Origin of the sequence: Streptomyces sp. GMY02 (assembly GCF_019056675.1) — a bacterium.
GTDB classification, from domain to species: domain Bacteria; phylum Actinomycetota; class Actinomycetes; order Streptomycetales; family Streptomycetaceae; genus Streptomyces; species Streptomyces odonnellii.
In genome coordinates this window covers 5244729-5264070 of record NZ_CP077658.1, presented here as the reverse complement: position 1 = coordinate 5264070, position 19342 = coordinate 5244729, and the positions used below count along the sequence as shown (strand labels likewise).

Annotated in this window: 23 protein-coding genes; 13 read left to right on the top strand and 10 right to left on the bottom strand. The window is 69.2% G+C overall.

Annotated elements, in window-relative coordinates; all coding sequences use genetic code 11:
- Positions 1-148 precede the first annotated feature (148 nt).
- Positions 149-1696, top strand: coding sequence for an LCP family protein (locus KQY30_RS22330; protein ID WP_254407657.1), 1548 nt, complete (start codon positions 149-151; stop codon positions 1694-1696).
- 137 nt (positions 1697-1833) lie between these two features.
- Here KQY30_RS22330 and KQY30_RS22325 read toward each other — a convergent pair whose 3' ends face one another.
- Positions 1834-2715, bottom strand: a complete 882-nt coding sequence (locus tag KQY30_RS22325; RefSeq protein ID WP_217308361.1) for an AraC family transcriptional regulator — start codon at positions 2713-2715, stop codon at positions 1834-1836.
- Between the two features lie 216 nt (positions 2716-2931).
- On the opposite strand from KQY30_RS22325, the gene KQY30_RS22320 reads away from it, so the two are divergent.
- Entirely contained in the window at positions 2932-3945 is a 1014-nt protein-coding gene (locus KQY30_RS22320; RefSeq protein ID WP_217308360.1) for an aldo/keto reductase, read from the top strand.
- A gap of 124 nt (positions 3946-4069) precedes the next feature.
- Here KQY30_RS22320 and KQY30_RS22315 read toward each other — a convergent pair whose 3' ends face one another.
- Complete coding sequence (locus tag KQY30_RS22315) at positions 4070-4618, bottom strand: acyl-CoA thioesterase (RefSeq protein WP_046494184.1); 549 nt, start codon at positions 4616-4618, stop codon at positions 4070-4072.
- A 286-nt stretch (positions 4619-4904) separates the two neighbouring features.
- Here KQY30_RS22315 and KQY30_RS22310 point away from each other — a divergent pair, with 286 nt between their 5' ends.
- The gene (locus tag KQY30_RS22310; protein WP_217308359.1) at positions 4905-6143 is read left to right on the top strand and encodes an LCP family protein; all 1239 of its coding nucleotides are present in this window, start codon (positions 4905-4907) and stop codon (positions 6141-6143) included.
- A 221-nt stretch (positions 6144-6364) separates the two neighbouring features.
- On the opposite strand, the gene KQY30_RS22305 is transcribed toward KQY30_RS22310, so the two are convergent.
- Positions 6365-7144 carry a helix-turn-helix domain-containing protein gene (locus tag KQY30_RS22305; protein WP_217308358.1) on the bottom strand — a complete coding sequence of 260 codons (780 nt, stop codon included), beginning with the start codon at positions 7142-7144 and terminating at the stop codon, positions 6365-6367.
- A gap of 133 nt (positions 7145-7277) precedes the next feature.
- Here KQY30_RS22305 and KQY30_RS22300 point away from each other — a divergent pair, with 133 nt between their 5' ends.
- Together KQY30_RS22300 and KQY30_RS22295 are read left to right on the top strand one after the other, a co-directional pair.
- Complete coding sequence (locus tag KQY30_RS22300) at positions 7278-7628, top strand: nuclear transport factor 2 family protein (RefSeq protein WP_217308357.1); 351 nt, start codon at positions 7278-7280, stop codon at positions 7626-7628.
- Positions 7625-7987 (top strand): DUF1330 domain-containing protein, encoded by a 363-nt coding sequence (locus tag KQY30_RS22295; protein ID WP_217308356.1) that lies wholly within the window; start codon positions 7625-7627, stop codon positions 7985-7987. The genes KQY30_RS22300 and KQY30_RS22295 overlap by 4 nt, the downstream gene beginning before the upstream one ends.
- Before the next feature lie 86 nt (positions 7988-8073).
- On the opposite strand, the gene KQY30_RS22290 is transcribed toward KQY30_RS22295, so the two are convergent.
- From KQY30_RS22290 to KQY30_RS37475, 3 genes are read right to left on the bottom strand one after another with little or no spacing between them, the layout of a single operon-like run.
- Entirely contained in the window at positions 8074-8355 is a 282-nt protein-coding gene (locus KQY30_RS22290; RefSeq protein ID WP_217308355.1) for a hypothetical protein, read from the bottom strand.
- A complete protein-coding gene (locus tag KQY30_RS22285; protein ID WP_217308354.1) occupies positions 8352-8804 on the bottom strand; it encodes an ATP-binding protein in 453 nt (150 codons plus the stop codon). The genes KQY30_RS22290 and KQY30_RS22285 overlap by 4 nt, the downstream gene beginning before the upstream one ends.
- A complete protein-coding gene (locus KQY30_RS37475; RefSeq protein ID WP_367997483.1) occupies positions 8804-9076 on the bottom strand; it encodes a DUF6415 family natural product biosynthesis protein in 273 nt (90 codons plus the stop codon). Before KQY30_RS37475 ends, KQY30_RS22285 begins: the two co-directional genes overlap by 1 nt.
- A 451-nt stretch (positions 9077-9527) precedes the next feature.
- Between KQY30_RS37475 and KQY30_RS22280 the strand changes: the two genes are divergently transcribed.
- Positions 9528-10631: an XRE family transcriptional regulator gene (locus tag KQY30_RS22280; protein ID WP_254407277.1), complete on the top strand. Its 1104-nt coding sequence runs from the start codon at positions 9528-9530 to the stop codon at positions 10629-10631.
- A gap of 3 nt (positions 10632-10634) precedes the next feature.
- Here the strand turns inward: KQY30_RS22280 and cutA are convergent, their stop codons facing one another.
- The gene (gene cutA, locus KQY30_RS22275) at positions 10635-10958 is read right to left on the bottom strand and encodes a divalent-cation tolerance protein CutA (protein WP_217308353.1); all 324 of its coding nucleotides are present in this window, start codon (positions 10956-10958) and stop codon (positions 10635-10637) included.
- Between the two features lie 386 nt (positions 10959-11344).
- On the opposite strand from cutA, the gene KQY30_RS22270 reads away from it, so the two are divergent.
- The 5 genes from KQY30_RS22270 (at position 11345) to KQY30_RS22250 (ending at position 13745) form a co-directional block, all read left to right on the top strand.
- Entirely contained in the window at positions 11345-11536 is a 192-nt protein-coding gene (locus tag KQY30_RS22270; RefSeq protein WP_217308352.1) for a hypothetical protein, read from the top strand.
- The gene (locus tag KQY30_RS22265) at positions 11520-12044 is read left to right on the top strand and encodes a DUF6879 family protein (protein WP_217308351.1); all 525 of its coding nucleotides are present in this window, start codon (positions 11520-11522) and stop codon (positions 12042-12044) included. The genes KQY30_RS22270 and KQY30_RS22265 overlap by 17 nt, the downstream gene beginning before the upstream one ends.
- The gene (locus KQY30_RS22260) at positions 12041-12871 is read left to right on the top strand and encodes a helix-turn-helix transcriptional regulator (RefSeq protein WP_254407276.1); all 831 of its coding nucleotides are present in this window, start codon (positions 12041-12043) and stop codon (positions 12869-12871) included. The genes KQY30_RS22265 and KQY30_RS22260 overlap by 4 nt, the downstream gene beginning before the upstream one ends.
- 96 nt (positions 12872-12967) lie before the next feature.
- Positions 12968-13192, top strand: a complete 225-nt coding sequence (locus tag KQY30_RS22255) for a DUF397 domain-containing protein (protein ID WP_217308349.1) — start codon at positions 12968-12970, stop codon at positions 13190-13192.
- Between the two features lie 85 nt (positions 13193-13277).
- Positions 13278-13745 (top strand): hypothetical protein, encoded by a 468-nt coding sequence (locus tag KQY30_RS22250; RefSeq protein WP_217308348.1) that lies wholly within the window; start codon positions 13278-13280, stop codon positions 13743-13745.
- A 13-nt stretch (positions 13746-13758) separates the two neighbouring features.
- Here KQY30_RS22250 and KQY30_RS22245 read toward each other — a convergent pair whose 3' ends face one another.
- Complete coding sequence (locus KQY30_RS22245; RefSeq protein WP_217308347.1) at positions 13759-14931, bottom strand: acyl-CoA dehydrogenase family protein; 1173 nt, start codon at positions 14929-14931, stop codon at positions 13759-13761.
- Between the two features lie 185 nt (positions 14932-15116).
- Between KQY30_RS22245 and KQY30_RS22240 the strand changes: the two genes are divergently transcribed.
- Positions 15117-16463, top strand: coding sequence for a UDP-glucose/GDP-mannose dehydrogenase family protein (locus tag KQY30_RS22240; RefSeq protein ID WP_217308346.1), 1347 nt, complete (start codon positions 15117-15119; stop codon positions 16461-16463).
- Positions 16464-16732: 269 nt separating this feature from the next.
- Here the strand turns inward: KQY30_RS22240 and KQY30_RS22235 are convergent, their stop codons facing one another.
- Positions 16733-17251: a CGNR zinc finger domain-containing protein gene (locus KQY30_RS22235; RefSeq protein WP_217308345.1), complete on the bottom strand. Its 519-nt coding sequence runs from the start codon at positions 17249-17251 to the stop codon at positions 16733-16735.
- A gap of 122 nt (positions 17252-17373) precedes the next feature.
- Here KQY30_RS22235 and KQY30_RS22230 point away from each other — a divergent pair, with 122 nt between their 5' ends.
- Positions 17374-17745: a VOC family protein gene (locus tag KQY30_RS22230; protein ID WP_217308344.1), complete on the top strand. Its 372-nt coding sequence runs from the start codon at positions 17374-17376 to the stop codon at positions 17743-17745.
- A gap of 365 nt (positions 17746-18110) precedes the next feature.
- Here the strand turns inward: KQY30_RS22230 and KQY30_RS22225 are convergent, their stop codons facing one another.
- On the bottom strand, positions 18111-19286 hold the full coding sequence (locus KQY30_RS22225; protein ID WP_217311245.1) for a dipeptidase: 1176 nt from the start codon (positions 19284-19286) through the stop codon (positions 18111-18113).
- Positions 19287-19342: the final 56 nt, after the last annotated feature.

The window sequence follows — 19342 nt, the reverse complement described above, 5'->3', positions numbered from 1 at the left end:
CCGCCCGTGCGGCACCCGGAGGCGCTGATCGTATGGGCGTACTGCCCGACTGCCGCAGAGGTGTACCCCGTTGACCACCCCGCCCCGCTCCCCCCGCCGTCCGCCCCGGCCGGCCGTCCCCCCTCCCGCCTACCGGCCCGTGCGCCACCTGCCGGACGCGGGAAGGCAGCGGCGGGAGCGGCCGCGCTGGGGGACCCGGGCGGCGACGACGCTCTCCGTGCTGGTGCTGGGGGCCGGCGGGATCGGTCACGCGGTGATGACCAGCCTGGACACCGGGATCGGCCGGGTCGACGCCTTCAAGGACATGAAGAACCGGCCCGCCGCGGGCCAGGGCCTGAATCTGCTGCTCGTCGGCACCGACGGCCGCGACCGGATCACCCAGGACGAGCGGCGGGCGTATCGGCTCGGCGGGGCGCCGTGCCACTGCACCGACACGATCATGCTGGTGCACCTCTCGGAGAACGGGGAGCGCGCGAGCGTGGTGAGCGTGCCGCGCGACAGTTACGCGGAGCTGCCCGAGCACACCGACCCCGCCACCGGCAAGCAGCACCGCTCCCACGTGGTGAAGCTGAACGCGGCGTACGCGGAGGGCGGGCCGAATCTGACGGTCAGGACCCTTGAGCACATGACCGGTGTGAAGATCAACCACTATCTGGAGGTCGACTTCGCGAGCTTCATGAAGACGGTGGACGCGCTGGGCGGGGTGGAGATCTGTACGCCCAAGGCGCTCAAGGATTCGTACACCGGTCTCGATCTGACCCCCGGTACGCACAAGCTGAACGGCGGCCAGGCTCTCCAGTACGTACGGTCGCGGCATGTCGACGGTGCGGCCGACCTCGGCAGGATGCGGCGCCAGCAGCGCTTCCTGGCCGCGCTGATCAGCCGGGCCACCTCCAGCGGTGTGCTGCTGAACCCGGTGAAGTTCCGGGACGTCACGTCGACGATGCTCAGCTCCGTACGGGCGGACGCGGGGTTCGGTACGGAGCAGATGCTGGCTCTCAACGAGGCGATGCGCGGCTTCTCACCCTCTTCGTCCGAATTCACCTCGGTGCCGCTCGCGCGCAAGGGGCACGGTGTGGCGGTCAAGGGGGTCGGCTCGACGGTGAAGTGGGATCCGGTGAAGTCGAAGGCGCTGTTCCGGGCGCTGCGCGAGGACAGACCGCTGACCGGCCGGAAGAGCCGGCCGGAACAGGAGCCGGTGTCCGGACCGGTGGCTTCGACGGCGAACGGGCCGCAGGGGAGCCGACAGCAGGCGAGCGGGCAGTACGGGAGCGGACAGTACGGGAGCGGGCAGCATGGGAGCGGGCAGCAGACGGCGCTGGTCGAGGTGGCGCCCGAACAGATCCGGGTGCAGGTCTACAACGCGACACGCAAGGACGGGCTCGGCCGCCGCGCCGACGACGCCCTGCGCGCCACCGGCTTCGCGACCACCGGCTCCCCGCTCAACGCCGATGAACGCGATCTGGCGCGGACGGTCGTGCAGTACGACCCGCGCTGGGACCTCTCGGCGAAGTCCCTGGCAGCCGCCCTGCCCGGCAGTGAACTGCGCCCGGCACGGCAGCAGGGCCCGACGCTCAGGGTGATGATCGGCACGGACTACAAGGCGGTGACTCCGGTGCGGGCCGGGGAACCGCCGAAGAACGAGCAGGACGACCAGTTCGGGACGGTGACCGGGGACGAGGTCGTCTGCCCCTGAGCCGCCCGGCGCCGACTCGCCCGGCCCTGGAGCGTGCTCCCCGGCCCTGGCGCGTGCTCCCCGGCCCTGGCGTGTGCTCCCCGGCCCTGGCACGTGCTGTCCGGCCCTGGAGCGTCCTCCCCGGCTCTGGAGCGTCCTCATCGTGCGGCGGACAGGCGCTCGGTGTCCCTGCCCGGTGAGATGCCGAATGTCTTCCGGTAGTCGCGGCTGAACTGCGACGGACTTTCGTAGCCGACGCGATAGCCGATCTCCGCGACGCTTCCGGACCGGGTCATGAGGAGGACGCGGGCCGCCTGGAGCCGGATTTGTTTCTGGAACTGGATCGGTGTCATCGATGTCGCGGAACGGAAATACCGGTGGAAGGACGATTCGCTCATTCCGGAGAGCGCCGCCAGATCCGCCACGCGGATGGGTTCGCGGAAATGGTCGCGAATCCAGCGGATCGCCCGGGAGATATGCGCGACAGCGCTGTTGGCGAGGCCGATCTGCCGTACGAGAGCGCCCTGGTCGCCGGTGACGAGCCGCCACAGGATCTCCCGCTCGTACGCGGGCCCGAGCACGCGCAGATCGTCCGGGCGGTCGACGAGCCGGAGCAGCCGCACGACGGGATCGAGCAGCTCCGGCGTCGCGTCGCTGATCGCGAGACCGGAGAACGCCGGCGGCTTCGCGGACCCGGTCGTCTCCAGCAGCAGCGGCGCGATCGCCGCCGGCCGGAGCCGCATGGAGAAGACGCTGAACGGTTCGTCCGGCCCTGCCTCCAGCGCCTGGCCGATCACCGGGAGGTCCAGCGACACGACGAGGTACTGGCCGGCGCGGTAGTCGTACGGGACCCCGTTGAGCACGGTGCGCTTGACACCCTGGGCCACGACCGCGAACGACGGCTCCGTCATCGCGCTCTCCGGGGGCGTGGGCCGGTCCGTGACCATCACGGTCACACCGTCCATGAGCGTCCTCCGCCCCAGCGGTCCGCCGTCGGCGTGGCGCACGATCAGCGTGCGCAGTTCATCGAGCAGGTCCATGCCTCCAGCGAACCACCTGGCGCCGGGGCGCCACCACGCGCCTCGGCACGGTACTCGCGAGGTTGACGGGATCGTGCAAGGCGGCAGCAGGATCGGGTTCACGCCCCGGCGAATACGCGTGGTGCGATGGACGGGTCCGTACGACCCGGGATACATGCCCGGGAGAACTCCGGCCGGGAAAGAATCACGGCCGGTCAAGTCGAAAGGCGCGCGCCGATGCAACGCAGGACCCTGGGGAAGACCGGAATATCCGTCAGCGAGCTCTCGCTGGGCGCGATGATGTTCGGCCGCATGGGAAATCCGGACCACGAGGACTCGGTCCGTGTCATCCACCGCGCGCTGGACGCCGGAATCAATGTCGTCGACACCGCCGATGTCTATTCGCTGGGCGAGTCCGAGGAAATCGTCGGGAAGGCCGTCAGGGGCCGCCGTGACGATCTCGTCATCGCCACGAAATTCGGGCTGCCTATGGGCGAGGACCCGAACCGGCGAGGCGGCTCACGGCGGTGGATCGTCCGCGCGGTCGAGGACAGCCTCCGCCGCCTCGGTACCGACTACATCGACCTCTACCAGATGCACCGCCCCGACCACGGGACGGATGTCGGCGAGACACTGGCGGCCCTCACCGACCTGGTCCGCGCCGGGAAGATCCGGGCGTTCGGCTCCTCGATGTTCCCCGCGGAGCTGATCAGCGAGGCCCAGTGGGCGGCGGAGCGCCAGGATTCGTACCGGTTCCTGACCGAGCAGTCGATGTACTCCCTCTTCACCCGCGGGCCCGAGAGGTCGGTGTTCCCGACCGCGCAGCGCCATGGGCTCGGCATGCTCACCTTCAGCCCGCTCAATGGGGGCTGGCTCTCCGGCCGGGCCGACCCGGCGTCGAGCCACCGCGCCTCGTCGCGGCCCGCGCACTACGACTCAACGACGCCGACCGGCAGGCTCAAGGCCACCGCGCTCACCGGCCTCACCGCCCTCGCCGACGAGATGGGCATCACACTGCCGCATCTCGCGGTCGCCTTCGCCCGCGCGCACCCGGCCGTCACGTCCGTACTGATCGGTCCGCGCACCGCGGAACAGCTCGACGGGGTCCTGGCGGGTGCGGACATCGACCTGCCGGACGATGTGCTGGACCGTATCGACGCGATCATCACGCCGGGCACGGACCTCGACCCCGCGGACAACTACGGGACCACGCCGCCCGCGCTGGAGAACCCGAGGCTCCGCCGCCGTTGAGGCCGGGCCGCTGCCGCGGCCGGGCAGGTCGTCGTAGGGCATGGGTCCTGGTTCTTGGACCCCGTCCCGGCCTGTCCAGTCAGTCCAGTCCAGTCCTGTCCGGGATCCGGTGCCGGGAGGGGCACTAGTTGTCGATGCCCTCCGCCGCCCGTTTCTCCCGTAGCTCCTGGATCTCCCGGCGCCGGGCCAGCCGGTGGGTGCGGCGGATCTGGGCCTCCTGGTAGCGGCGCTTGTCCCGCTCGGTCTCCGGGATCACCGGCGGTACGGGCCGGGGCCTGCCGTCCGCGTCGACGGCCGCGAAGACCAGATAGGCGCTGCCGACCTGGGTCGCCGGGGTCGATTCGTTCCAGCGCTCGGCGAGGACCCGTACACCGATCTCCATCGAACTGCGCCCGGTCCAGTTGCACTGCGCGCGTACGTGGACCAGGTCGCCGACGCGGACCGGTGCGAGGAACACCATCTCGTCCATGGAGGCGGTCACCGCCGGGCCGCCGGAGTGACGCCCCGCGACGGCGCCCGCCGCGTCGTCCACGAGCTTCATGATCACGCCACCGTGCACCGTACCGAGCAGGTTCGTGTCACTGGCCGTCATGATGTGGCTGAGCGTGGTACGGGAGGCGGAGGTGGGCTTGCCCGGTATCCCGGACTCCGGCCGGGTGGCCTGATCTGTCATGTGCCCCACCTTATGCGGCCTCTGTACGGGGGCTTATGCGGCCTCCGTACGGCGGCCGGGCGGGGTGCGGGCAGGGGCCCGGACGGGGGTTCTGTGCGCGGTGCCGGGCGGGGGTTCTGTGCGCGGTGCCGGGCGGGATCCTGTGCGGGTCCTGGGCAGGCCCTGACCCCGAACGAGCCCGGCCCGGTAAGGACACGGTGCGCATTGCATCAGCTTGGCAACAGGCCCGACCCGATTTCCCCTCTCCCCTGTCTGGCCGACAGCCCTGCCCGGCACACTGGTCCGTATGAATGATTGGCCCGATGGATGGACCGGCGACCGCGGCAGCCGCGGCGACCGCTACGGGCGCGGCAGCGCGGGCGCGCAGCCCGAGGGCGCGCGTGTGATGCCGCATGTGCAGCCGCGTGGCGTCCCGCAGCAGTCGCAGGGGTACGACCCGGGGTACGACAGCGGCTACAACACGGGCCAGGTGTACGGCTCGCCCCCCGGCGGCCGCAACGGCGGCCCCCCGCCCCCGCCGAGCGGCCCGCCCGGACCCCGGTACGCCCCGGACTGGCGCCGCCGTATCAAGGTCGGCGCGCTGGTGCTGGTCGTGGTGTTCCTCGGCGTCACCATCGGTACGTACTTCTGGGCCGACGGCAAGCTCAAGCGCGAGGTCGATCTCTCCAAGGTCATCGAGCGCCCGGCGGAGGGCGACGGCACCAACTATCTGATCGTCGGCTCCGACAGCCGTGAGGGCATGACGGCCGAGGACAAGAAGAAGCTGCACACGGGCTCCGCCGAGGGCAAGCGCACCGACTCGATGATGATCCTGCACGACGGGTCGAACGGGCCGACGCTGATCTCACTGCCGCGCGACTCGAATGTGACGATCCCCTCGTTCCGCGGTTCCGAGTCCGGCAAGCTCTTCCCGAACCAGGGCCGGCAGACCAAGCTCAACGCGGCGTACGCGGAGGACGGGCCCGAACTGCTCGTCCGTACCGTCGAGTTCAACACCGGGCTGCACATCGACCACTACGTCGAGATCGGCTTCGCGGGCTTCGCCAACATCGTGGACGCGATCGGCGGGGTGGAGATCGACATCCCGAAGGCGTTCAAGGACAAGAAGTCCGGCGCCGACTTCCAGGCGGGCAAGCAGACCCTGAACGGCGAGCAGTCCCTCGCCTTCGTACGGACCCGGTACGCCTTCGCCAACAGCGACCTGGACCGTACGAAGAACCAGCAGAAGTTCCTCGCCGCACTGGCCTCGCAGACCGCCACCCCGGGCACGATCCTCAACCCGTTCAAGCTCTACCCGACCATGGGCGCGGGCCTGGACACGCTGATCGTGGACAAGGACATGTCCCTGTGGTCGCTGGGCCAGATGTTCTTCGCGATGAAGGGCGTCACGGGCGGCGAGGGCAAGTCCATGAACATGCCGATCTCGGGCAGCGTCGGCGGCAACCTCGTCTGGGACAAGGCCAAGGTCAAGGAGCTGGTGAACCAACTCAACAACGACGAGAAGGTCACGGTCTCGGGCGACTGAGTTCCGGCGCACGGCTCAGCGCGTACGAAGGGCCGGACGGCCCGGCCGACACGGCCGCCCGGCCCCGCCGCGAGCCCGCCGCGAGCCCGCCGACAGCGACGACGACCGCCCCGGTGCGAGTGCCCGGGGCGGTCTTTCCGCTCCCGGTGCGGCTCGGCGTGCCCGGGGCACTTAGGGGCGCGGGCGGTTCCGGGCCTGCGGCAGGCCCCTTCCGCCCTGGCCTACCGCTGGTCGAATCGACGCCGCGTCTCGTCGTCGGCCGGCAGGAATGTCTCCAGATGCAGCCCTTCCAAGGCGGCATCGGTGGCCGTGCTGAGGGTGGCGGAGGTGCTGAAGAACCGGAGCGGGCTGCCGCCGGCATCGATTTCAAGGGTGATCACCGGTCCCGTGAGGGGAGTGGCGGCATCGGGTGTGCCGAGATACCCGGCGATCTCCGCGGCAAGCTCGTGGTGACGCCGGTCATGGGTGCGCTCGGCGCGGTGGCTCACCTGCCGCAGCAGATGACTGCCCCACTCCCCGATATTGGCGATCCGACGGACCAGCCCGTCCGGATGCAGACAGACCCGGACCGCATTGACCGGCGGCTCCAGCAACTCCGGCGCACAATCGGCCAGCAGCCGATCAACGGCGGCGTTGGCGTCGACGATGTCCCAGTAGTCGTCCAACAGCATTGCCGGGTAGGGCAGATGGGCGTCGAGGAGCCGACGCAGACCATCCATCACCACCGCGATCGATGCGTCGTCCAGTTGGTGATCTCGATAGCGCGGCGCGTAGCCGGCGGCCAACAGGAGTCGGTTGCGATCCCGCAGCGGCACATCCAGGTTGTCGGAGAGGTGCATGACCATCTCCGGTGTCGGGTGCGCCTTGCCGGTCTCCACCCGGCTGAGGTGCCGCGTGGAGACGCGCGACCGGTTGGACAACTCCTGCTGGCTGAGCCGGCGTCGTTCCCGCCAGGTCCGCAACAGCGCACCGACCGGCGGGCCTTCGACTGCGACGCTCATGTCCGTGAGTTTAAGGGGCCGCATCCGGGCGGCCATGACCTGTGAAGTCATGGAATGGACGGCCGGCCCAGGCCAGGATTCCAGACATCGGCCGATCGAAACGACCGACCGAAACGCACGGGAGAAGATCATCATGAAGGATGTCATCGAGCAGTACCTGGCCACCTGGAACGCGACGGGCGACGCACGGGCGACGTTGCTCTCCCAGTACTGGTCGCCCGGGGCCACCTACACCGACCCGATGGCCGAGGTCTCCGGTCACGCGGGGATCGCGGCAGTCGTCGACGGTGTCCACGCACGGTTTCCGGGGCTTGTGTTCACCCAGGTCGGCGAGGCCGACGCCCACCATCGCCAGGTGCGGTTCCGCTGGGGTCTGGGGCAGGAGGGAGCCGAGCCGCTGGCGATCGGATTCGACGTCCTGGTGCTGGACGAGTCGGGCCGGATCCAGGACGTACGAGGTTTCCTGGACAAGGTGCCGGCATGACGGCGCCACGCGCGTATGCGATCGGTTACCTGGAAGATGTCGAGGTCGGCCCGGAAATCGCGGAGTACATCGAGCGGATCGAGGCCACGCTGGCGCCGTACGGCGGTCGCTTTCTCGTACACGGCGGACAGCTCGTCGGACACGAGGGAACCTGGAACGGTGACATCGTGATACTGGAGTTTCCCGGTCTGGCCCACGCGCAGGAGTGGTACGAGTCGCCGGAGTACCAGGCGATCCTGCCGCTCCGCACCGAGCATTCGACGTCAAAGGTCGCGCTGGTCGAGGGAGTACCCGACGGCCATCGCGCGGCCGACAAGATCCCGCAGTTGTTTCCGTACCGGGACGCCTCGGCCGAGTAGGCGAGCCGGGCGCGTGCGGCCACTCGGCGGCGCGCCACGGCCCCGTCGCCGTCGCTGGCCCCGATGCCGCCCTGGTGGCGCGGCTGTCAGGACGGCTCGGGGGCGTTCCGCACCGCCGCTCGCTTCGACATGGCGCTTATGGCGTGGCGCTGGCGCAGGAAGTGGACGTTGCCGAACTCGGGCCGCCCCTTCCCCGGGCTCAGCCCCACCCGCTTCCACAGCACACCCAGGTCATCACGCTCGTACGGCCCTTCATCGACGTACGCGATACCGCCGCCCCGTACAACCAGCGTGCCCTGGGGCCGGTGCTCGGAGGACCAGCAGGCGATGTACGGGACGACCGGGAGTTTCCCGGCTGGCGCGGTCACGGGCAGTCCCTCTCGCTGGGCCGCACGACCGGCACGGACAGCGTGGCCCAGACCACCTTCCCCGGCCCACACTGGTCGGCCACCCCCCACTCGTCGGCCAGAGCATCGACCAGCAGCAGCCCGCGCCCATCAGCCGCCTCCGCATCCGGGGTACGCGGCTGCGGCCGGTCCGGCGAACCGTCGTGCACCTCAATCCGTAACCCACCCGAACTGCGGAAGTAGTGCGTCTCGATGACCTGCTCCGGCGAGACCCTGGCATGCAAGCTCGCATTGCTCAGCAACTCGGACAGAATCAGAACAGCCGAGTCCTCCAGCACGGACAGCCCCCAATCGGCCAACGCCTTCCGCAACTCCATCCGCGCCAACGCCACACACCTCGGGTGACTGCTCCACCGCAGCACCACACTCCCGCAGGCCGACGGCCGCCACGGCTCCGGGAACTCAGGCATCACAGCCCTCCCCGCCATGGCCCAGGTGTGTGGACAGCGTGAGAACGGACCGCGCCAGGCAGCGCGCGTACCGCCCCGGGCCGAGCAGTCCCGGGGCGGCGTCCAGGCTCCGTCGCGCCTCCTCGATATCCACCGGGACGAGGCCCGAGACGGTCCTCCGCCTCCGGCATCAGCACGGTGAGGTGGCCACGCAGCCAGAGCGTGGCCGTCTCCAGGTCCTCGTCCGGCAGTCGGTCATCCAAGGCGACCACGCTCCGGGCCGTGTCCGTCATCGTGGCGAAGTCGAGCGGCGGGGAATCGATGTCGGGCGCGGGTTCTCTCGCCGTAGTTTCAGGCATGTCGTCGCTCCTCATCAGCGTCGGCCACGCCCCCGGACCGGTCGCTACGGTCGCGGGGGTTCCAAGCGCCAATGTCGCGATGTGGAGCGGTGAGTGCTTCCCCTGTGCGGGTATCCCCTTGATAGGTAGGCTCGTTGCCCCCTGTGTACTTCATACTCGGCCGGGCAGGTACGACGGGAAACTGATGACCGGATACGACCCACCAACCGCTCTTCCGCGCGCGCTGTTGGAGAGGCCGGACTTACAAGCGGCGCTCGCCTCGCACGACTTCGGAGTGGTCTTTCGGCTGGCCCGTAGCGAAGCAGGAATCAGTTATTCGAAGATCGCAGCCGAGTGCGACATCAAACCTGAACGGGTTGGGACACTCGCACGCGGGCACGGAAGCGTGACGACGTTTGAGAAGATCGTGAGGATCGCCGACGCGCTGCGCATCCCTGGGCACATGCTCGGCCTCGCCGCCCGGCCGTGGGAGGTGAGCGCGCCCCCTGCTCCCACCAGCACTACGGAAGACAGGAACGACATGCGGCGCAGGCACTTCCTCCGAGCAAGCACGGGCCTGGCCGTGAGCCTCCCCGCCCTCCACCAGCCCACCACCGGCACCAGACTGGGCAGAGGCGAGCCCGAGAAGCTACGCCGCCGGACCGCCCGTCTGCGCCGCCTGGACGATGTGCTCGGCGGCGGAGACACCTACCGGGTGTACCTCGGCGAGTACCAGGCCACGAAGGCTCTGCTCCGCACAGCGAGCTACACGGAGGACACTGGGCGCGCGCTGCTCTCCGTCCTTGCCGAGCAAGCCCAACAAGCCGGGTGGGCCGCATTCGACGCAGGGCGGGAAGCCGACGCCGCGGGGCTGTACCAGGACAGCTATCAGGCGGCGACGGAGGCAGGCGACACCGACCTCGCCGGAAACGCGCTCGCGTTCCTCGCGTATCAGACCGTGCCCGGAGACCGGCGGACCGGCGTGGAGATAGCGACCCGCTCCTGCGAGACGATCGGACCAGACGCGCCAGCCGGTGTCCGGGCGCTGCTCCACGAGCGCAAGGCGTGGGCGTGCGCCGTGGCCGGGCTGGCCTCCCAGACGGAGAGCGCGCTGGAGAGCGCCGAGGCCGCGCTGCGCGACGCGGGCAGCGCACCCCAGCCCGATTGGGTGGCGTGGGTCGACCCCACCGAGCTACAGATCATGTCCGGCCGCTGCTGGACAGAGCTGCGTCGGCCCCTCCGGGCGGTCCCCGTGCTGGAAAATGCCCTGGCCCGGTACGACGACAGCCACGCTCGGGACAAGGCGCTGTACCTCTCATGGCTGGCCGACGCCTATCTGAGCGGCGGTGAGGTTGAACAAGCCGCATCTGTGACCAGCCGCGCGCTGGATCTGTCGCACGGAGTTGCATCCGTGCGGCCACGGCACCGTCTCGCGCCAGTGCTCAAGCGCCTCGGTGCCCATCGTGGGCTTCCTGCCGTGGACGACGCGCTGGCAAAGGCAGCGGGCTGACGGCTACTCGGGTTCGGTGCTGGACGCCACCCACCGGAGGCATGTCTCCGCGCCGGCCACGATGGGAACGGCGCTCACCTCGGGGCTGTCCCATGGGTGGTGCTCCAGCAGGTGCGCTTCGAGGGCCGGGTACCGGTCCGCGCGGGTCTTCATGAGGAGCTGCCACTCCTCGCCCGTACCGAACTCGCCGCGGTGCCAGAACACAGACGTCACGGGGCCGATGATCTGCGCCCCGGCGGCCAGGCGCTCGCGCACGACGGACTGCGCGAGTTGGAGGGCCTGGTCACGGGTCTCGGTAGCGGTGGACACCTGTACAAGGTCAGCCATGGCCGGGAGCCTACCCAGCCCAATGGCTATAACTGGAGGCGGTCTCGTCACCGCGACAACGAGCGCACCCGCAGCGTCCGCCTCCCCCGCGGCGCCCAGTTGCCGACTCTCGTGGAGTGACGCCAACACTGCGGGAATCACGAGCATCAGCGGGCACTTCCGAGATTACGCGCTGTGCATCAACGGGAGCGTGGCTGAAGGCGAGCGGGCTGCGCAGCCCGCGAAGGGCCGGACAGGAGGTCGCGCGGCGAACGAGCAGGCCCGGCGCAGGTCGCGCGGTTTCCCGTTCCGTCAACCATGATCGCTTGACCGGTGCGCCCGGCCCTCGGGACCATCGAGCCAGATGCGAGGTACTGGCAGCGGCATGGGAGAGGGGACCCCGGATCATGAAGGTCACCAAGCTGGTCAGCACGTGCGACATCAAGGACTGCCCGACGATCTACGCGACGGATCGCGGCACCCTGCTGGTGCAGGGAGAGACGCCGGCCGACCACGGACTTCAGATTCCCGCGCACGAAACCCTGGTCGAGATCCCGACGGAACTGATCAAGAAGGCCATCCGTGACAACCTCATCTAGGAATCTCGGCGACCTCTTCGACTCGTTCCAGCACGAGGCGTTCCGGCTCGAAACCCTGGACGACTACAGCAAGTCCGGGAGTGTCGATGCCTATCAGGCATTTCTGGCGGGGGAGCCACAGCCGGACGACTACAACGCCGGCTGGATCGAAGAACTGCGCTCGCACACCGAGAAGGGACAGCGGGTCTATCGGGTCCATATCCTGTCCCGCCCGCTTACGGACTACCTCAGGTTCGAACTCGGCTGGGGCTACCACAGAAACATGGCCGGGGGCGAGGAGTTCTTCATCCTCGACATCACCGACAAGCCAAACCCCTTGAAAGGTGTTCCGGATTTCTGGTTCTTCGACACGGAATCCGCAGCCGTGATGAACTACGACCGAAATGGGAAATACCTGGGTTCGGAAGTCGTGCCGGCAGAACGAGTGGCGGAATTCACACGGTACCGCGACGTGGCACTCGCACACGCGGAACCGTTCACCGAATGGTGGGCCGAGTACGGGACGTGAACAGAGCACGGCTTGGAGCCGCGCTGCGGGCTCTGCGAGTGGCATCCGGCAAGGAGGCCAAAGCGGTGGCCCGCAGCGCCCTCATGTCTCCGTCCAAGCTGTCAAAGATCGAGAATGCGAAACTGGCACCCAGCGCCACGGACGTCGAGCGCATCCTGACCGCAATCGGCGTCTCGGACGAGGTCAAGACGGAGTATGCGGAAGCCGCACGCGCGTCGGCGACAGAGGCCACGGCGTGGCGCCTGCTCAAACGGATCGGCGTTCACAAAGGTCAGCAGGCCGCCAAGGCCCTGGAAGCCCAGATGTCCGTGCTGCGGTTGTTTCAACCCGCGCTGGTTCCGGGCCTGCTGCAGACTCCGGAGTACATCCGGGCCATTCTGCAACGCCACAACCTCAGTGAAGACGCACTGACTCGAACAATCAACGGGCGACTTGAACGGCAAGCAGTCCTCTACGACAACACGAAGTCGCTGCGGTTCATCCTCACCGAGCCTGTTCTCCGATGGCGCATCGTACGACCGCAGATGATGGCCGCCCAGCTTGATCGCATCGTTTCTTTCTCACGTCTCCCCCACGTGGACATCCGGATAGTTCCCCTGTGGGTCCAGCAAAACGACATCGCAAATCATGCCTTCGTCATCCGCGACGATCGCATGGTGACTGTTGAAACCGTCCACGCCGAGGTCGTCGTTACAGACCCCCGTGACGTAAGTCTCTATGTAGAAAAGTTCGAGAGGTTCCAGCAAGTAGCGTTGGTGGGCGAAAAAATGCTGGATCTGATCGAAGGTATCCGCGACGACTTTTTGCGGGAACAGGAAAGAGGCTAGAGGCTCCAACGTCGTCTGCCGAAGACTTGGCCTGCCGCCCGATCGGGCAGCGGCGGTCTGCCGTGACCGCGATCAGCCGAGCAGAAAGGCGCAGTGATGCAGAACGGAACCGACCTGTACGCGCTCGACATCAGCGGGGCCTCGTTCGTGAAGGCGTGTGGAGGTCCCTGCACCGAGGGGTGTGTGACTCTGGCCCGAATCGGTGACGACCTCTGGGCACTGGGCGACAGCAAGCGGCCGGAGGCTGAGCCGCTGCGGTTCACCACGGAGGAACTGGACGCGGCCGGTATCGCTCCGGAGCGGTTCGGCCTGAATGTCTGATCCTCCTTCTCCCGCCGGCCGGGCCGGTCTCATTCCCCGCCCTCGGGTCCGGCCCGGTTGGCTCCTCTCGAAATGAGAACGACCGGTGCACCACCACGGCTATCTGTGGACCGGGCCGAAAGAGCGCTTCGACAACGAGGCTCTACGACGTTCCCCACACCCGGAGCCACCCCCGGCAGGAAGCAGGCCGGAACTGATCCAGCGCTACCGCGAGGTGGCCGCCGAGTTCCCCACGTCTGATCTGCCACCCCTGGAGACGGCGTACTGGCTCATCAAGCCGACTTCTTCGATTCATGGCACATGGGGTGAGACGAAGGAAGCGGTGGCGTGGTTGGGGGAACGACTGGCCGAGTACACGCACCGGGTCGCCTCCGAGACGGACCGGGACACGACCCGTCTGGCCCTCCTGGTGAACTCCGCTGCTGAGCGGCTGGAGGCAGGCGCCGATGTGTCGCTCGGCTTCTACCTTGAACGTCCCTCGTATCTGTCCCTGGCACTGGTGACGTGCTCCCCGAACCGCTCGAAGCCCGGACTCGTCTGCCCTCTCCCCTGACCTGCGAAAACCGCTACGGCAGGTTCCTCGCCATGACTATGCGCTGGATCTGGTTCGTGCCCTCGTAGATCTGGGTGATCTTGGCGTCGCGCATCATGCGTTCGACCGGGTAGTCGCGGGTGTAGCCGTAGCCGCCGAGGAGCTGGACCGCGTCCGTTGTGATCTCCATGGCCGCGTCGGAGGCGAAGCACTTGGCGGCGGCGCCGAAGAAGGTGAGGTCCTCCTTGGTGGCGCCCGCGGTGGTGCGTTCGGAGCGGGCCGCGGCGGCGTAGGTGAGCTGGCGGGCCGCTTCCAGTTTCATCGCCATGTCGGCGAGCATGAACTGGACGCCCTGGAAGTCGGCGATCGGCTTGCCGAACTGCTTGCGCTCCTGGACGTACCCCTTGGCGTAGTCGAGCGCGCCCTGCGCGATGCCCAGGGCCTGGGCGGCGATGGTGATGCGGGTGTGGTCGAGGGTCTTCATGGCCGTGGCGAAGCCGGTGCCCTCGGCGCCGATCAGGCGGTCGGCGGGGATACGGACGTTGTCGAGGTAGACCTCGCGGGTCGGGGAGCCCTTGATGCCGAGCTTCTTCTCCGGGGCGCCGAAGGACACGCCCTCGTCGCCCTTCTCGACCACGAACGCGCTGATGCCCTTGGAGCGCTTCTCCGGGTCCGTGACGGCCATCACCGTGTAGTACTCGGAGACACCGGCGTTGGTGATCCAGCGCTTCACCCCGTTGAGGACGTAGTGGTCGCCGTCCCGGACCGCCCGGGTCTTCATCCCGGCGGCGTCGGAGCCCGCGTCCGGCTCGGAGAGGCAGTACGAGAACATCGCGTCGCCCTTGGCCAGCGGCCCCAGATACCGCTTCTTGAGGTCCTCGCCGCCGGAGAGGATCACGGGCAGCGAGCCGAGCTTGTTCACGGCCGGGATCAGTGAGGACGAGGCGCAGACCCGCGCGACCTCCTCGATCACGATCACGGTGGCGAGGGCGTCGGCGCCGGCCCCGCCGTACTCCTCCGGCACATGGATGGCGTGCAGGTCGGAGCCGACCAGCGCGTCGAGGGCCTCCTGCGGGAAGCGGGCCTCCTCGTCGACCGCGGCGGCGTGGGGCGCGATCTTCGCCTCGGCGAGCGCGCGCACGGCCTCACGGAGCATGTCGTGCTCCTCGGACGTGCGGTACAGGTCGAAATCAGCCGGTCCGGCCACGGTCTTCCACTCCCCACGATGCTAACTACCGTTAAGTAACCCAATCTTAGGGGCGCGGCCTCCGCGGGTACAGGTGAGTTTGCCGACACCGTTCGACCATGGCGTACGAGTGCCCTGCTGAGCTGTCACTACGCGCGGCTATGCTCGGGCCCGCACTCCCCGCCCACGTCCCCCAGGAGCACCCCATGGCCCTCAAGATCACAGTGATCGGCACCGGCTATCTCGGCGCCACCCACGCCGCGGCCATGGCGGAGCTGGGCTTCGAGGTCCTCGGTCTCGATGTGGTGCCGGAGAAGATCGAGATGCTCTCGGCGGGCCGGGTGCCGATGTACGAGCCGGGGCTTGAGGAGCTGCTGCGCAAGCACGTCGCGGGGATCGAGGGGGCGAGCGGGCGGCTTCGGTTCACCCAGGACTGGGCGGAGGTCGCGGAGTTCGGCGATGTGCACTTCATCTGTGTGAACACCCCGCAGAAGCACGGCGAGTACGCCTGCGACATGTCGTACGTCAACTCCGCGGTCGACAGTCTCGCCAAGCATCTCGGCAGGCCCGCGCTGGTCGTCGGCAAGTCCACGGTGCCCGTGGGCAGTGCGGAGCGGCTGGCGGCCCGTATCGCCGAACTGGCCCCCGCGGGCGGCCAGGTGGAGCTGGCGTGGAACCCGGAGTTCCTGCGCGAGGGCTTCGCCGTGGCGGACACGCTGCACCCGGACCGGATCGTGGTGGGCGTACACAGCGAGCGCGCCGAGCGGATACTGCGCGAGGTGTACGCGACACCGGTCGGCGAAGGGTCGCCGTTCGTGGTGACGGACTTCCCGACCGCCGAGCTGGTGAAGACCTCCGCGAACTCGTTCCTGGCCACGAAGATCTCGTTCATCAACGCGATGGCGGAGGTGTGCGAGGCGGCGGGCGGCGATGTGGCGAAGCTGGCGGAGGCGCTCGGGTACGACGAGCGCATCGGCAACAAGTTCCTGCGCGCGGGGATCGGCTTCGGCGGCGGCTGTCTGCCGAAGGACATCCGGGCGTTCATGGCGCGGGCCGGCGAGCTGGGCGCGGACCAGGCGCTGACCTTCCTGCGCGAGGTGGACTCGATCAATATGCGCCGCCGCCGCGACATGGTGGAGCTGGCGCGCGAGGCGGTGGGCGGCGACTCGTCGTTCCTCGGCAAGCGGGTCGCGGTGCTGGGCGCGACTTTCAAGCCCGACTCGGACGATGTACGGGACTCGCCCGCGCTCAATGTCGCCGGGCAGATCCATCTCCAGGGCGGCCAGGTGACCGTGTACGACCCCAAGGGCATGGAGAACGCGAAGCGGCTCTTCCCGACGCTGGGGTACGCGGACTCGGCGGTGGACGCGGTGCGCGGCGCGGATGTGGTGCTGCATCTGACCGAGTGGCGCGAGTTCCGCGAGCTGGACCCGGCGGCGCTGGGCGAGGTGGCGGCGCGGCGGCTGGTACTGGACGGGCGCAACGCCCTGGACCCGGGCCGGTGGCGCGCGGCGGGCTGGACGTACCGCGCGATGGGCCGCCCGCGGGGCTGATTTTTTGAGGGCTCGGTTCACCGCGCCTTTTTTGGGGGCTCGGTTCGCCTCCGGGCGCCTCAAGCCCCTGTCGACGGTCGACCGTGCTCGGTCCGCTCGTACCTCGCTACCCTGCGCGCGCTCTCCCTTTCGACAGCGGCCGGCGCCCTTCGGCTCACTCGCCGAGCGGCCGTGCGGGGCCAGGACGTCTCCGTACCCGGGCAGTCGCTCTCTTGGACGGGTCGGCGCGCCACATGTGGGGGCCGTCGGGCGGGGCGGCACGCTCGCCGTCACACGGCTGGGCCCCTCCTCGCTCGGTACGCGCGCATCTTCGCTCGGGCGCCGCACACCGACATCGAGCACCAGCGGCCACGCCCCGCCGGGCTGCGGTCGTAGTACGCCCACTGGCAGTCCTCGGCCTCGCACGCCTTGAGGCGGAGCCACGTCCCCTCCGCGACCGCCGCCGCTATCGCCTCCGCGACCCGGGACACCAGCGTGTCGCGGGTCGCGGCCGGTCGTAGTACGGCGCCGCCTTCGGGGTCGACGGCCACCCGGAGCGGGGCGTCGGCCAGGAGGCGGTCCAGGTCGGCGGTCGAGCGGTCCGCGGGGCGGTGGCCCGCGTGGGCGAGGCAGACCGTACGCAGGGCCTCACGGAGTTCGCGGGCCGCGACGGCGTCCCGCTCGGTGAGGCCGAAGGCGGCGCGGCCGTCCTGCGTGTCCAGGGAGTCGGCGCCCGTTTCGATGTCCAGCGTGTTCACCAGGGCCTCGATCAGGGCGAGGCCTCCGGGTGCGGACGGCCTGTCATTCATGGTTGCGACGTTACCTCCTGTGCGGGAGCATGCAGTCACCATGACCGTTACCGGTTGAGCCCATCCAGCGGTAACGGCCCAGTGGCAGGAGCCAGCAGCAAGAGCACGAGAAGGAGAACGCCATGGCCATCGCCAAGCTCGGTACCGTCGTCCTGGACTGCCCCGACCCCGTCGCGCTCGCCCGTTTCTACGCCCAGGTGCTGGGCGGCGAGATCGAGGAGATCGAGGACGACGGCGAGGAGTGGGTGGAGCTGACCGGAACGGGCGGGACGACGCTCGCGTTCCAGCTCGCGCCCGGCTTCGTACCCCCGGCCTGGCCCGCGCCGGACAGCTCGCAGCAGTTCCATCTGGATCTGGACGTCACGGATCTGGACACGGCGGAGAAGGAGGTGCTGGCCCTCGGCGCGACCGTACTGGACGCGGCGGACCGTACGCGCACCTTCCGCGTCTACGCGGACCCGGCGGGCCACCCCTTCTGTCTCTGCGCCGGCTGAGGGCAGGGGCACCGAACCGACGGACGGAGTCCGGCACAGCCGCTCGAAGCCCGAAAGGCCCCCCGGGGCCGAACGGCGCGAGAACGGCAAGAAGAAGGGGCCGCGGACCCGGCGGGGCACCCCTTCTGTCTCTGCGCCGGCTGACGACCGGCTGACGATTCGTACCCGCTGAAAGCCGCCCCCGGGCGCGCCCGGCCGCCTGGGGCACGGACATGTTCCGGCCCCGCACGGCCGCCCGGCGAGTGAGCCGAAGGGCGCCGGCCGCTGTCGAAAGAGAGAGCGCGCGGAGGTTCGCGAGGTACGAGCGAATCGAGCACGGTCGACCGTCGACAGCGGCTTGAGGCGCCCGGAGGCGAACCGAGCCCTCAAATAGAACTGCCGCTGTCCAGTTGTTCCAGTGTCGCCATCGACGGGCCCCGTTCCGACCGCGCCGCCCGTGCCACGTCCTCCGCCCCACGCAGCGCGCGTACCGCGTTCTGCCACGTCAGCTTGGCGAGATCCGTGGTGGACCACTTGCGGGAGAGGAGTTCCGCGATCAGGTTCGGGTAGCCCGAGACATCGTCCAGCCCGCGCGGGGTGAAGGCCGTACCGTCGAAGTCGCCGCCGATACCGATGTGGTCGATCCCCGCGCACGCGCGCATATGGTCCAGGTGGTCCGCGACCGTGGCCGCCGTGGCGACCGGGCGGGGGCTGGCCGCCTCGAAGGCCTCGTGGATCTTCATCGCTTCGGGCGTGGTGTCCAGCGGGTGCAGTCCGTGCGCCGCCATGTTCTCGTCGGCCGCGCGCGTCCAGTCGACCGCCGCGGGCAGGATGAACTTCGGTACGAAGGTGACCATCGCGACCCCGCCGTTCGCGGGCAGCAGTTCCAGCACATCGTCCGGGACATTGCGGGGGTGGTCGCAGACCGCGCGCGCCGACGAGTGCGAGAAGATCACCGGCGCCTCGGTCACCGCGAGCGCGTCCCGCATCGTCGTGGCGGCGACATGCGAGAGGTCGACCAGCATGCCGGTCCGGTTCATCTCGCGGACCACCTCGCGCCCGAAGGCGGAGAGCCCGCCCACGCCCGGCGTGTCGGTCGCCGAATCCGCCCACGCCACATTGTCGTTGTGGGTGAGCGTCATATAGCGGACGCCCAGAGCGTGGAGGGCGCGCAGGGTGGCGAGGGAGTTGTTGATCGAGTGGCCGCCCTCGGCGCCCATGAGCGAGGCGATCCTGCCGCCGCGCCGCGCGGACTCCATGTCGTCGGCGGTCAGCGCGCGGACCAGTTCGCGCGGGTAGCGGTCGAGCAACTGGCCCACGACATCGATCTGTTCGAGCGTCGCGCTGACCGCGTCGTCGCCGGCCTGGTCGGACCGTACGTACACGGACCAGAACTGGCCGCCCACGCCGCCGCGCCGCAGCCGGGGGATGTCCGTGTGCAGCCGGGCGGACTGGTCGCGGGCGATGTCGAGCGCGTCCAGGTCGTAACGGACCTGCTCGCGCAGCGCCCAGGGCAGATCGTTGTGGCCGTCGACCACGGGGAACTCGGAGAGCAGCGCGATCGCCTCGCCGAGAAACTCGGAAGACCGGGCAGAAGAAGAACCGGCGGAAAAAGAAC

Coding starts and splice junctions, on each gene's coding strand:
- KQY30_RS22325 (WP_217308361.1), bottom strand. CDS start 2,715: ATGGACCTGCTCGATGAACTGCGCACGCTGATCGTGCGCCACGCCGAC.
- KQY30_RS22320 (WP_217308360.1), top strand. CDS start 2,932: ATGCAACGCAGGACCCTGGGGAAGACCGGAATATCCGTCAGCGAGCTC.
- KQY30_RS22315 (WP_046494184.1), bottom strand. CDS start 4,618: ATGACAGATCAGGCCACCCGGCCGGAGTCCGGGATACCGGGCAAGCCC.
- KQY30_RS22310 (WP_217308359.1), top strand. CDS start 4,905: ATGAATGATTGGCCCGATGGATGGACCGGCGACCGCGGCAGCCGCGGC.
- KQY30_RS22305 (WP_217308358.1), bottom strand. CDS start 7,144: ATGAGCGTCGCAGTCGAAGGCCCGCCGGTCGGTGCGCTGTTGCGGACC.
- KQY30_RS22300 (WP_217308357.1), top strand. CDS start 7,278: ATGAAGGATGTCATCGAGCAGTACCTGGCCACCTGGAACGCGACGGGC.
- KQY30_RS22295 (WP_217308356.1), top strand. CDS start 7,625: ATGACGGCGCCACGCGCGTATGCGATCGGTTACCTGGAAGATGTCGAG.
- KQY30_RS22285 (WP_217308354.1), bottom strand. CDS start 8,804: ATGCCTGAGTTCCCGGAGCCGTGGCGGCCGTCGGCCTGCGGGAGTGTG.
- KQY30_RS37475 (WP_367997483.1), bottom strand. CDS start 9,076: ATGACGGACACGGCCCGGAGCGTGGTCGCCTTGGATGACCGACTGCCG.
- cutA (WP_217308353.1), bottom strand. CDS start 10,958: ATGGCTGACCTTGTACAGGTGTCCACCGCTACCGAGACCCGTGACCAG.
- KQY30_RS22270 (WP_217308352.1), top strand. CDS start 11,345: ATGAAGGTCACCAAGCTGGTCAGCACGTGCGACATCAAGGACTGCCCG.
- KQY30_RS22255 (WP_217308349.1), top strand. CDS start 12,968: ATGCAGAACGGAACCGACCTGTACGCGCTCGACATCAGCGGGGCCTCG.
- KQY30_RS22240 (WP_217308346.1), top strand. CDS start 15,117: ATGGCCCTCAAGATCACAGTGATCGGCACCGGCTATCTCGGCGCCACC.
- KQY30_RS22235 (WP_217308345.1), bottom strand. CDS start 17,251: ATGAATGACAGGCCGTCCGCACCCGGAGGCCTCGCCCTGATCGAGGCC.
- KQY30_RS22230 (WP_217308344.1), top strand. CDS start 17,374: ATGGCCATCGCCAAGCTCGGTACCGTCGTCCTGGACTGCCCCGACCCC.